Source organism: uncultured Sphaerotilus sp., from assembly GCF_963924895.1.
Lineage (GTDB): Bacteria > Pseudomonadota > Gammaproteobacteria > Burkholderiales > Burkholderiaceae_C > Sphaerotilus.
This window is the reverse complement of sequence record NZ_CAWURG010000062.1, coordinates 16,460-28,163: the sequence shown is the minus strand read 5'-3', so window position 1 is coordinate 28,163 and position 11,704 is coordinate 16,460. Positions and strand designations below refer to the sequence as shown.

General features: G+C 69.0%; 9 protein-coding genes. 5 read left to right on the top strand and 4 right to left on the bottom strand.

All coding sequences use genetic code 11. From position 1 onward, the window contains the following. Nucleotides 1–136: 136 nt before the first annotated feature. The gene (cphA, locus tag AABN02_RS20265) at nt 137–2,728 is read right to left on the bottom strand and encodes a cyanophycin synthetase (RefSeq protein ID WP_338416725.1); all 2,592 of its coding nucleotides are present in this window, start codon (nt 2,726–2,728) and stop codon (nt 137–139) included. A 31-nt stretch (nt 2,729–2,759) separates the two neighbouring features. After that, entirely contained in the window at nt 2,760–4,925 is a 2,166-nt protein-coding gene (cphA, locus tag AABN02_RS20260; RefSeq protein WP_338416724.1) for a cyanophycin synthetase, read from the bottom strand. A gap of 167 nt (nt 4,926–5,092) precedes the next feature. Here cphA (AABN02_RS20260) and AABN02_RS20255 point away from each other — a divergent pair, with 167 nt between their 5' ends. Next, nucleotides 5,093–7,408: an ABC transporter ATP-binding protein gene (locus AABN02_RS20255; RefSeq protein ID WP_338416723.1), complete on the top strand. Its 2,316-nt coding sequence runs from the start codon at nt 5,093–5,095 to the stop codon at nt 7,406–7,408. Nucleotides 7,409–7,425: 17 nt separating this feature from the next. Next, nucleotides 7,426–7,887: a DUF1854 domain-containing protein gene (locus AABN02_RS20250; protein WP_338416722.1), complete on the top strand. Its 462-nt coding sequence runs from the start codon at nt 7,426–7,428 to the stop codon at nt 7,885–7,887. Nucleotides 7,888–7,900: 13 nt separating this feature from the next. On the opposite strand, the gene AABN02_RS20245 is transcribed toward AABN02_RS20250, so the two are convergent. After that, a complete protein-coding gene (locus AABN02_RS20245) occupies nt 7,901–8,335 on the bottom strand; it encodes a carboxymuconolactone decarboxylase family protein (RefSeq protein ID WP_338416721.1) in 435 nt (144 codons plus the stop codon). 101 nt (nt 8,336–8,436) lie between these two features. On the opposite strand from AABN02_RS20245, the gene AABN02_RS20240 reads away from it, so the two are divergent. From AABN02_RS20240 to AABN02_RS20230, 3 genes are all read left to right on the top strand, one after another. Beyond that, complete coding sequence (locus AABN02_RS20240) at nt 8,437–8,679, top strand: hypothetical protein (RefSeq protein WP_338416720.1); 243 nt, start codon at nt 8,437–8,439, stop codon at nt 8,677–8,679. 204 nt (nt 8,680–8,883) lie between these two features. Then, nucleotides 8,884–9,924, top strand: a complete 1,041-nt coding sequence (locus AABN02_RS20235; RefSeq protein WP_338416719.1) for a PEP-CTERM sorting domain-containing protein — start codon at nt 8,884–8,886, stop codon at nt 9,922–9,924. A 23-nt stretch (nt 9,925–9,947) separates the two neighbouring features. Beyond that, nucleotides 9,948–10,436 (top strand): hypothetical protein, encoded by a 489-nt coding sequence (locus tag AABN02_RS20230; RefSeq protein WP_338416718.1) that lies wholly within the window; start codon nt 9,948–9,950, stop codon nt 10,434–10,436. 9 nt (nt 10,437–10,445) lie between these two features. On the opposite strand, the gene AABN02_RS20225 is transcribed toward AABN02_RS20230, so the two are convergent. Further along, nucleotides 10,446–11,675 (bottom strand): CaiB/BaiF CoA-transferase family protein, encoded by a 1,230-nt coding sequence (locus AABN02_RS20225; protein ID WP_338416717.1) that lies wholly within the window; start codon nt 11,673–11,675, stop codon nt 10,446–10,448. Between the last annotated feature and the right edge of the window lie 29 nt (nt 11,676–11,704).

The following is an 11,704-nucleotide window of genomic DNA, read 5'->3' as shown; positions in this document are numbered from 1 at the left end:
CAGGGTCTTTACTCGCTGAACAAACCGGCAGTCGCATCACCTGCCGCTCGCTGCTCACAAACCAGTTGTTTGCAGCGAAGACATCGATTGTAGATCGAACAATCCTCAGTCCGCAAGAGGTTCGACAGGAAATTTTTCAGGGTGCGTCGACAGGGGCTGGAGCACCGCCCTTGATGCGTCGGGCCAGGTAGGCGAGCGCCTCTTCCACCTGGTCGACCAGCACCAGACAGAGGTCGCCCGGCTCTAGCCGGTCCAGCGCAGTGTCGATGGCCAGGAACTCGCCGCGGATCTCGTCGATCCGGGTCGTGCGCACGGCATTGCCCAGGCCTTCCCGCAGCAGCCCGATCACCTCGCCGTCTTCCCGGCCACGCTGACAGGCATCCTGGTAGAGGATCACGTCGTCGAACGCGCCGCCCAGGATCTGCGTCTGTTCGCGGATGTCCTGGTCCCGGCGATCCCCTGCCCCGCTGATGACCACCGAGCGCCGCTGTGCCGGCAGCGCTTCGACCGCACTGACGAGTGCCCGCATCGCGTCCGGGTTGTGGCCGTAGTCGGCGATGACGGTGGCGCCACGGTAGTCCATCACGTTGAAGCGGCCCGGTGCGTTGTCGGAGTCGTTGACGAAGCTCGACAGTCCTCGGCGGATCGAGTCCCAGTCCAGTCCCGCACCCCACGCCGCGGCGACGGACGCCATGACGTTCTCGACCTGGAAGCCGATGGTGCCATTGCGGGTGATGGGGATGTCGCGCAGCGCGATCAGCTCGCGCCGGGCGCCCTGCGCAGCGACCAGATGCTCCTGGTCTATATAGACACAGCGCTTGCCCTGCGCACGGTGGGTGGCCATGACCGGATGCTGGCGGTCGGCAGTGAAGAAGATCACCTGCCCCGGGCAGGTCACCGCCATCGTGACGACGATCGGGTCGGCCGCGTTGAGCACGGCGTAGCCGCTGGTCGCCACGTTCTGCACGATCACCCGCTTCAGCACGGCCAGATCCTCGACCGTGGTGATGTAGTTCAGGCCCAGGTGGTCGCCGGCGCCGATGTTGGTGACCACCGCCACCTGGCAGCGGTCGAAGCCCAGACCTTCGCGCAGCACACCGCCGCGCGCCGTCTCGAACACCGCGGCATCGACTTCCGGATGCATCAGCACGTTGCGCGCACTGCGTGGTCCGCTGCAATCGCCGCTGTCGATCTGGCGGCCGTTGACGTAGACGCCATCGGTGTTGGTCATGCCCACGCGCAGGCCGCTGGTGGCGAACAGGTGCGTGATCAGGCGGGCCGTCGTGGTCTTGCCGTTGGTGCCAGTGACGGCGACCACCGGAATGCGGCCATCGTCGCCCGGCGCATAGAGGTGGCCAATCATGGCTTCGCCGACCGGGCGGCCCTTGCCGTAGGACGGCGACAGGTGCATGCGCAGGCCCGGCGCGGCGTTGACTTCGACGATGCCGCCGTCCTGCTCTTCCAGCGGACGCAGCACGCTCTCGCACACCACGTCGACGCCGCAGATGTGCAGCCCGACCATCTGCGCCGCGGCAACGGCCCGCGCCGCGACCTCGGGATGGACGTCGTCGGTCACGTCGGTGGCGGAGCCGCCGGTGCTCAGGTTGGCGTTGTTGCGCAGGCTGACGCGCTGGCCCTTCTCGGGGACCGAGGTCGGAGTGAGGTGCTGCATCGTCAGGCGCGCGACCGCGATGTCGTCGAAACGGATCTTGGTCAGCGAGGTCGCGTGGCCGTCACCGCGGCGCGGATCGGCGTTGACCGCATCGACCAGTTCGCGCACGGTGTGGACGCCGTCGCCGATCACGTGCGGCGGATCCCGGCGTGCCGCGGCCACGAGATGCTGCCCGACGACGAGCATCCGAAAATCGCTGCCCGGCAGGTACTTCTCGACCAGCACTTCGCCGATCTCGGCCGCGGCCGCATAGGCCAGTTCCAGGTGCACGCGGTCCACGATGTTGACCGTCACGCCCTTGCCCTGGTTGCCGTCCTGCGGCTTGAGCACCACCGGCAGCCCAATCTCGCAGGCGATCTCCCACGCCTCGTCGACCGACGAGGCAGGCCGCCCGATCGGCACCGGCACACCCGCAGCGTGCAGCAGCTTCTTGGTCAGGTCCTTGTCCTGGGCGATGGACTCGGAGACGGCGCTGGTCGAGTCGACCTCGGCGGCCTGGATGCGGCGCTGGCGCGAACCCCAGCCGAACTGCACCAGGCTGCCCTGCGTCAGGCGCCGGTACGGAATGCCGCGGGCCACCGCCGCCGACACGATCGCGCCGGTGCTCGGGCCGAGGCGCACGTCCTCGTCGATCTCGCGCAGGCGGGCAATGGCGGCCACCACGTCGAAGGCGGTGTCGGTCAGCGTGGCCTGGATCAGCTGCTCGGCCAGCTCCAGCGCCAGCCGACCGACATCCTCCTCGCTGTATTCGACGACCACCTGGTAGATACCGGCCTCGACCGTGGTGGAGGTGCGGCTGAAGGTGACCGGGCAACCAGCCTGCGCCTGCAGCGCCAGCGTCGCGGTTTCCAGCACATGCGCCAGCGAGACATCGCCACGCTGGGCACCCGCCGGCACGGCACCGATGCCGGGGAAGCGGGCCCGCAGGCGGGCCTCGAAACCAGGCAACTGGGCAATCGCGCGCTCGTCTTCGGCACACGACACGATGGCCTCGACCGCCGTGTGGCGGCTCCAGAGGTTGGGGCCGCGCAGGGCCCGAATGCGTGAAACGTCCATCAGAGGGTCACGGTCCGGTCAAGAGTGAGGGTCACGAGCGCGTCGGGCTCGATGCGAAAGTTTCCAGGCCAGCGGCCATCAGCTCCGGCGCGATACCCAGCGCCCAGCTGGCGGCCACGGCAGCCAGCACGACCGACGGCGCCAGCAGGATGCGCCGCCGCTGCAGGTCGACACAGACGGCTTCGGCCAGGCCGGTCGCGAGCACGACCCGCGACGCGCGCAGCAGCACCGCACGGCCGCCTTGCGCCCGGTGGGCCGCCACGGCCTCGTTGTCCTCGGCCAGCAGGCTGTAGAGGATGACCTCGCCATCGGACAGGCGGGCCATGTCGGCGATGCGCTCGTCGTCGGCATTCAGCACCGCCGCGCCCTCGGGCAGCACGACATCGACCTGGGTGCGCATCACGCGCGGCATCTGCTCGGTGTCGCGGATGTCGTGGCGCTCCAGCGTCTCGGCGCCACCCAGATCGGTGACCACGCCCACATGGCAGCGGTCATACGGCAGACCATCATCGAGGATGGTGGAAGCGCCGTTCTCGATCACCACGGTCTGCACTTCGCGGTTCATCAGCAGGCGGTGGCCGCTGGCCCAGTTGGCGCAGTCGCCACGGCCGACCCGGCGCCCCGCCAGGAACAGCCCGTCACGGCAGGCCAGCCCGACGTGCTTGCCGCTCAGGTGGACCAGCCAGGCCACGAGCTGCGCGATGTCCGCCGTGCCCTGCGAGCCGGCCACGCCGACCACGGGAATGCGGCCGCTGTCTTCCTCGCCAAAGAGGTGGTTGACGATGTCACGGCCCACGGGGCGTGGCATGCCCTCGGCGGGTTTCAGGTGCATCAGCAGGCCGGGGCCGGCGTTGACCTCGACGATCGCGCCCCCGGTCTCGTGCAGCGGGCGGCGGATGTCGGTCGTCACCAGATCGACGCCGGCGATGTCCAGCCCCACCACACGCGCCGCCAGCCCGACCTGGCTGGCCACGTCGGGGTGCACGGTGTCGGTGCAGTCGATCGCGACATTGCCATTGCGCTGGATCAGTACGGCACGCCCGGTGGCCGGCACGGCGTCCGGGCCGACCAGTCCCTGGCGCTCCAGCAGCAGCCGGGTCACCGGCTCGCGCTCCAGGCGGATCGTTTCGAGCGGGAACTCCTCGGCGTCGCCGCGGCGGGGATCGGTGTTGAGCTGGCGGTCGATCAGCTGCGTGATGGTGGAGACACCGTCGCCGGTGACCCACAGGCTCTCGCCCCGCGCCGCGGCCACCACCTGCCCACCGACCACCAGCAGCCGGTGCTCGTCACCGCGCACGTAGCGCTCGACGATGACCTCGCTGCCCTCGGCGTCGGCCACAGCCCAGGCCGCCATGACTTCCTCGCGGGTATTCAGGTCCAGGCTGACACCGCGACCATGGTTCGCATCCGTAGGCTTCACCACCACGGGCAAGCCGATGTCCTGCGCCTCGTCCCAGGCGGCTTCGGCATCACGTGCCACCGCGCCTTCCGGCACCGGCACGCCGCAGGCCTTCAGCAGCGTCTTGGTCAGGTCCTTGTCACCGGCGATGCCTTCGGCGATCGCACTGGTGAGATCCGTCTCCGCGGTCCAGATGCGGCGCTGGGCAGCGCCGTAGCCGATCTGCACCAGATTGCCGTCGTTCAGGCGGATGTGGGGGATGCGCCGGTCAGTGGCCGCGCCGACGATGCTGGCCGTGCTCGGGCCGAGGTAGCAGTCGTCGATCTTCTCGCGCACCCGCTCGACCGCGGCCGACACATCAAAGGCCTCGCCGTTGATCGCGGCCATCAGCAGCGCGTGGCCTTCCGCCAGCGCGGTGCGGGCCACCTGCTCGTCACGGGCGCGGAACACCATGCGGTAGACGCCGTGCTGCGAGGTGCTGCGCGTCTGGCCAAACCCGGTCGGCATGCCCGCCAGATTGAGCAGCTCGATGACGACGTGTTCGAGCACATGGCCCATCCACGTCCCTTCTTCGAGGCGCTGCAGGAAGCCGCCGCGCTCGCCGACACCGCAGTGGTGCTCGATCAGCGCCGGCAGCATCGCCGTCAGCCGGTCATTGAACCCGGGCAACTGGTGCGAGGGCCAATCCTCCAGCTCACCCAGGTCCAGCCAGACCTCCAGCACCGGACGGTAGGTCCAGACATTGGGGCCGCGCAGATACGTGATGCGCTGCAGCGTGATGTTTTCTTTCTTGGTCATGTCCTGCGGAGCTGGTGTTGGGCTCAAGGGGCTGATTGTGCACAACGTTCCTTGCGTCAAGTCATCGTCCTTCATTCGCGGCCCGTTGAACAAGGGCCGCGTTCATCTGAATAAATCTGACAGGGAAGGCTTGCGCCAGAATTCGGCATCCCCGAGAACAAGATCCCATGCATCCACTCCCTGCCAACGCACCGATGGCCGACCTGCCCACCCGACTTCTCCCGGAAGAGAACGTCATGGGCCTGTTGGAGGTTGACCTCGACGAGGCCCTGCACTTTTCCCGGAGCACCTTGGTCGTGACGAATCGCCGCCTGCTGTGGGCACGTGCAGGCGCCACCGACTGGTCCGGCGTCTGGCCGCTGGACGATCCTCTGTCGCTGCGGCACCACGACCACGCCGGTGTCGGCACGCTCGAACTGCACGATCCGCACGCCCAGCGCGCCGTCTGGCGATTCACCCTGGGGCAGAACGTGCAGGCACTGCGGCTGGTGCGCCAGTTCGAGCGCCAGAGCGAAGCGTTGCGCCACCCGGCCGCCCCCAGCCACGACGACGCCCACGACCCCACCACCTGCCCGACCTGCCACGCCCCGCTGCCGCCCGACAGCGACGAGTGCGCCGTCTGCACCCGCGAGCTGTCCACGCCGCCATCGACCTGGGTGCTGCTGCGGCTGTGGCGCTTCGCGAAGCCCTACCAGTGGAAGCTGCTGGCCGGCTTCCTGCTGACGCTGGCGTCCACCGCCGCGACGCTGGTGCCGCCCTACCTGACCATCCCGCTGATGGACAAGGTGCTGATCCCGTTCCAGAACGGCCACCAGATCGATCCGGCCTATGTGATCCAGCTGCTGCTCGGGCTGCTCGGCGCCGGTCTGCTCGCCTGGGGCCTCGGCTGGGCGCGCACCTGGCTGCTGGCCATCGTCTCCGAGCGCATCGCCGCTGACCTGCGCACCACCGCGTTCAACCACCTGCTCGGCCTGTCGCTCGACTACTTCGGCGCCAAGCGCACCGGTGACCTGATCGCCCGCATCGGCTCCGAGACCGACCGCCTCTCGGTGTTCCTGTCGCTGCACGCGCTCGACTTCGCCACCGACGTGCTGATGCTGGCGATGACCTCGACCATCCTGTTCTCGGTGAACCCGTGGCTGGCGCTCGTGACCCTGCTGCCGCTGCCCTTCATCGCCTGGATGATCCACATGGTGCGCGACCGGCTGCGCACCGGCTTCGAGAAGATCGACCGCGTCTGGGGCGACGTGACCAATGTGCTGGCCGACACCATCCCCGGCGTGCGCGTGGTCAAGGCGTTTGCGCAGGAAGCGCGTGAGTCGAAGCGCTTCCACGCCGCCAACGCCGCCAACCTCGCCGTCAACGACAAGCTCAACAAGACCTGGAGCCTGTTCACGCCGACCGTGACGCTGCTGACCGACATCGGCCTGCTCGTCGTCTGGGGCTTCGGCATCTGGCAGGTCAGCAAGGGCGACATCACCGTCGGCGTGCTGACCGCCTTCCTCGCCTACATCGGCCGCTTCTACGGCCGACTGGACTCGATGAGCCGCATCGTCTCGGTGACGCAGAAGGCCGCCGCTGGCGCCAAGCGCATCTTCGACGTGCTCGACCACGTCTCCAACGTCCCGGAACCCGACCAGCCCGTGCCGACCGGCCAGATGCAGGGCGCCGTGCGGCTGGACAACATCGGCTTCCGCTATGGCAGCCGCTCGGTGATCCGCGGCATGAGCCTGGACATCCGCCCCGGCGAGATGATCGGCCTGGTCGGGCACTCCGGTTCCGGCAAGAGCACGCTGGTCAACCTGATCTGCCGCTTCTACGACGTCACCGACGGCTCGATCCGCGTCGACGGCACCGACATCCGCCGCTTCGCCGTGGCCGACTACCGCCGCCACATCGGCCTGGTGCTGCAGGAGCCCTTCCTGTTCTTCGGCACCATCGCCGAGAACATCGCCTACGGCCTGCCCGGCGCCACGCGCGAGCAGATCATCGCCGCCGCCCGCGCCGCGCACGCCCACGACTTCATCCTGCGCCTGCCGCAAGGCTATGACTCGCTGGTCGGCGAGCGCGGCCAGGGCCTGTCGGGCGGCGAGCGCCAGCGCATCTCCATCGCCCGTGCGCTGCTGATCAACCCGCGCCTGCTGATCCTCGACGAGGCCACGGCCAGCGTCGACACCGAGACCGAGCGCGAGATCCAGAAGGCTCTCGACAACCTCGTCCAGGGCCGCACGACGATCGCCATCGCCCACCGCCTGTCCACGCTGCGCAAGGCCGACCGGCTGGTGGTGATGGACCGCGGCGCGGTGGTCGAGGTCGGCACGCACGACGAGCTGATGGCCGCCGAAGGCCACTACTTCCGCCTCTACGAAGCCCAGGCGCGCCGCACCGATGCGGCCGACGAGGACGGCGATTCCGAGCACGATCAGAACCTGCTCTCCCACCAGATCCCGCAGCCGTCCGCCCACGGCAACGCGGCCTCCTGAACCCGACGAGCCGCCCCATGTTCCTGCTTGAACGCCACCCCAGCGGCCGCCTCGTCTACACCGGCGAAGACGGCGCCACCCACCACGGCATCACGCCCGTGCGCGCCTTTCCGGTCTCTGCGCCAGAGGCCGGCCTGTCCCTCGTCAGCGCCGAAGGGCATGAGCTGGTCTGGGTCGACCGGCTGGACGCCCTGCCCAAGCGCCAGCGCACCCTGATCGAGGAGGAACTGGCGCACCGCGAGTTCATGCCCGAGATCCGGCGCGTGGTGGCGGTGTCCACCTTCTCGACCCCCAGCACCTGGACCGTGGAGACCGACCGCGGCCCGACCACGCTGGTGCTGAAGGTGGAAGAGGACATCCGCCGCCTGCCCGAGCGCGGCCGGCTGCTCATCACGAGCGGCCACGGCATCGTCTTCTCGGTGCGCGACATGGCCGCACTGGACCGCCCCTCGCGCAAGCTGATGGAGCGGTTTCTCTGACGGAGCCGCCCGATCAGTCGGCCTGCTCGTCGAACTGCAGCCCGTTGTCGGCCATCCACTCCTTGGCGGCGCGGAAGGCCTCGATCGCGGCCGGCGCGCCCGCATAGGGCGCCACATGCAGCAGCACCTCGCGCAGCTCCCGCAGCGTCGCGCCGTTGTTCACCGCGCCGCGCAGGTGGCCCTTGAGTTCCTGACTCCGGCCCAGTGCGGCCAGCATCGCCACCGTGCACAGGCTGCGCTGCTTCAGATCCAGCCCCTCGCGCAGCCAGGTCGAGCCCCAGGCGTGTTCGTTGACATGGGCCTGCAGCGGGCGCGAGAAGTCGTCGGCCAGCGCCAGCGCGCGGTCGACGAAGACATCGCCCATCACCTGGCGGCGGCGCTGTTCGCCAGGGTGGCACAAAGGTTCGGCGCTGGCCGAAGGGTCGGAGACTGGGGGCAACGCACGCATGGTGAACGCAGGATGAGGGTGGATCAGCCCGGAAGTATGCCCAGCTTGCGCCCTTGCACCAGCGTGGTCCAATGGGGTGACACAACAGGCGCCCCACCACCATGCTCGACGACGACGACGAAAAGACCGTGATCGACTCCAAGGGACTGCGCTACAAGAGCAAGTCCGCCGGCTCGCCCTTTGGCGGCAAGGGTGCGTTTGTCGGCGGGACGATGTCCTGCCTGCTGTGCGGCAAGCACCGACCGCAGGCCATGCTCAAGAGCAAGCAGGTGCTCGGCCGGCCGCAGAAGGTCTGCGCGCCCAGCTGCAAGGAACTCGACGACATCCTCGCGCAACAGCGCTGACGGCGCTGACGGCGACCGGTCGGGCGTCAACGCCACCCCACACCACCTTCGAATGAAGGGTCTTGTTCGGCTCCGATGGCACGGCCGGCGAGGCCCAGCCCCCGCACCTGGATGTACCCCGCGCCGAAAGCGCGTGAAACGATCAATCCCGCAATTCTTGCACCCGATTGTCGGGCGATCGATTCACATCTGCGGGGTTTTCACATGTCCATCCAGCCCAAGGCACGCCACACGCTGGCCCGTGCACTGCTCACCGGCGGCCTGCTCGTCAGCGGCCTGTCCTTCGGATCAGCCGCCCAGGCTGCGATCAGCTTCCAGTTCAACTTCCTCGACGGGGCGGGCACCGGCTTCAACGACGCCACCACGGGCGCCAGCCGCCAGACCGCGCTGAACTCGGCCGCCTCGCTGTTCTCCAGCATGTTCGGCAGCCAATTCAGCGACTCGGGCACCATCGTGCTCGATGCCACCGCCTCCGACAATCCGCTGAGCGGCAACCTCGCCTCCGCAGGCAGCGAACTCAGTCTGGCCGGTGGTGCACCGGGCGGCTTCAATCTGCAGGGCGTCATCAGCACCAAGCTGCAGACTGGCGTCGATCTGAACGGTGCCAGCGCGGACGGCATCGTGAACTTCAACTTCGGCCAGAACTGGCAGCTCGATGCCAACGCACCGGTCTCCGGCGGGCAGTTCGACTTCTACGGCGTCGCCTTCCACGAGTTCACGCATGCCCTGGGGTTTGCCTCGCTGATCAACCAGAACGGCACCGACCTGTTCGGCAACAGCACCGCCGGCCACTGGGGCACCTACGACCAGTTCCTGGTGGACAAGAACGGCAACGCCGCCGTCAACAACACCAGTTTTGCCATCGACAGCGGCGTGTGGAACACCGCCAGCATCGGTGGCACCAGCCCGGCGGCCGGCATGTTCTTCAATGGCGCCCACGCCGTCGCGGCCAACAGCGGCCAGCTCGTCGGGCTGTACTCGCCGACCACCTGGATCGGCGGCAGCAGCGTCTCGCACATCGACACCGACAATGCGGCCTACGGCGGCCTGATGATGCTGCACTCAGTGGGCGCCGGCAGCGCAGCACGCGACTACAGCCCCATCGAGGTCGGCATGATGCAGGATCTGGGCTACACCGCCGTCACCGCCGTGCCGGAGCCGGAAAGCCTGGCGATGATGTTCGCCGGCCTGGGGGTCATCGGCAGTCTGCACCGCCGCCGCCGCACCCGGACCACCACCGCATGACCACCGTCTGAAGCCCCCCCTGCATGCCCCGTCGCCCCGCTGTCCCGAACACCCTCGGCCTCGTGCTCTGTGCCAGCCTGATCGGCCTGACCGGGACCGCCCCAGCGGCGGAGCCTGTCGCGGGTGCCTTGCCCCGCAGCTTTCGCATCCAGGACCTGCGGGTGCGTCTGGAGCGGTCCGCCGGGCCGGTGGCGGGTGCTGCGGCGCGCAGCCTCGAGTTCTCGGGCACGGTGCCGGCGCAGCGCGGCGAGTTGCTGGCCATGCTGGATGCACTGCAGGCGCTGCAGTTCTTCAGCCTGCCGGGCCAGATGACCGTGCAGACCTCGTACATCCTGCGCGAGGACGGCACGGTGCAGACCCAGTGGCTGCTCCGCAGCGACGAGCCGACGACGCGCGTCTGCGTGGCCGTCGCGCCGGGTCAGGAGCGGTGCGTGACCTTCACGGCCACCGCCGCCCCGGCCGACCTCGTGCGCTTCGCGGACCAGGCCTTCGCGCGCACCGTCAAGCGCTGAACCGGCACGTCAGGCGACCACCGCCTGCGTGCGCAGCCCATCGATCTGCGCCGCGTCGTAGCCGATGCTCTCCAGCAGCGCCTGCGTGTGCTCACCCAGGCGCGGCGGCTGCAGGCGCACACCCAGCCGCTCGCCGTCCAGCGTGATCGGGAACAGCGTGGTCTTGACGGTCTGCCCGGCCCGGGCGCCGTCCGGCAGCGTCATGTCGGCCAGACCGCCGGTGGCCAGCAGGTGCGGATCGTCCAGCAGGTCTTCTGGCCGACGGATCGGCGCGAAGGGCAGGCCGACACGCTCCATCGTCTCGGCGAGTTCCGCTGCGCTGCGCGACACCAGCCGCTCGCGCAGCGCCGGCATCAGCCACGGCCGCGCCCGCACCCGCTGGTTGTTGGTGGCAATCGCCGCGTCGGCCTTCAGGTCCGCGAACCCGAGCGCGTCGCAGAACGTCACCCACTGCGCGTCGCTGACCGCCGCCAGGAAGATCTGCTCGCCATCCTTCACCGTGAACACGTCGTAGACCGCCCAGGGGCTTTCTCGGGCCGGCATCGGCGAGGCGGCCTGGCCGGTCACCGCGTACTGGAGCATGTGCTGGCCGACGAGGAAGACGTTGTTCTCGAAGAGCGCGGACTGCACCTCCATGCCGCGCCCCGTGATGCCACGCTGGATCAGCGCACCCAGCACGCCGATCGCGCCGAACATGCCGCCCATGATGTCGTTGACGCTGGTGCCGGCACGCAGCGGGTCGCCCGGCCGGCCGGTCATGTAGGCCAGGCCGCCCATCATCTGCACCACCTCGTCGAGCGCGGTGCGGTGGTCATACGGCCCCGGCAGGAAGCCCTTGTGGCTGGCGTAGATCAGGCGCGGGTTGACGGCGCTCAGGCTGGCGTAGTCGAGGCCGTACTTGCCCATCGTGCCGGGCTTGAAGTTCTCGGCGACGACATCCGCGCTGGCCGCCAGCCGGCGCGCGACCTCGGCGCCCTCCGGGTGGTGCAGGTCGATCGCGATGCTCTTCTTGTTGCGGTTGAACATCGGGAAGAAGCCCGCGCCAGCGCCGAGCAGGCGCCGCGTGCGGTCGCCGTCAAGCGGCTCGATCTTGATCACCTCGGCGCCCATGTCGGCGAGCACCATGCCGCAGGTCGGGCCCATCACCATGTGGGTGAACTCGACGACGCGCAGGCCGTTCAGCGGTTGGGGCGGGGTGTGGGTGGGCGTCGTCATGGCGGTCGGGATCATCGCAGGCATTCAAGTTCCCGACGGGCCACCCGATGGAC

Bases quoted from the DNA above. Each gene is read 5' to 3' on its own strand.
- AABN02_RS20240 (WP_338416720.1), top strand. From the start codon at position 8,437: ATGCTCGACGACGACGACGAAAAGACCGTGATCGACTCCAAGGGACTG.
- AABN02_RS20225 (WP_338416717.1), bottom strand. From the start codon at position 11,675: ATGCCTGCGATGATCCCGACCGCCATGACGACGCCCACCCACACCCCG.
- AABN02_RS20255 (WP_338416723.1), top strand. From the start codon at position 5,093: ATGCATCCACTCCCTGCCAACGCACCGATGGCCGACCTGCCCACCCGA.
- AABN02_RS20250 (WP_338416722.1), top strand. From the start codon at position 7,426: ATGTTCCTGCTTGAACGCCACCCCAGCGGCCGCCTCGTCTACACCGGC.
- cphA (WP_338416725.1), bottom strand. From the start codon at position 2,728: ATGGACGTTTCACGCATTCGGGCCCTGCGCGGCCCCAACCTCTGGAGC.
- AABN02_RS20230 (WP_338416718.1), top strand. From the start codon at position 9,948: ATGCCCCGTCGCCCCGCTGTCCCGAACACCCTCGGCCTCGTGCTCTGT.
- cphA (WP_338416724.1), bottom strand. From the start codon at position 4,925: ATGACCAAGAAAGAAAACATCACGCTGCAGCGCATCACGTATCTGCGC.
- AABN02_RS20235 (WP_338416719.1), top strand. From the start codon at position 8,884: ATGTCCATCCAGCCCAAGGCACGCCACACGCTGGCCCGTGCACTGCTC.
- AABN02_RS20245 (WP_338416721.1), bottom strand. From the start codon at position 8,335: ATGCGTGCGTTGCCCCCAGTCTCCGACCCTTCGGCCAGCGCCGAACCT.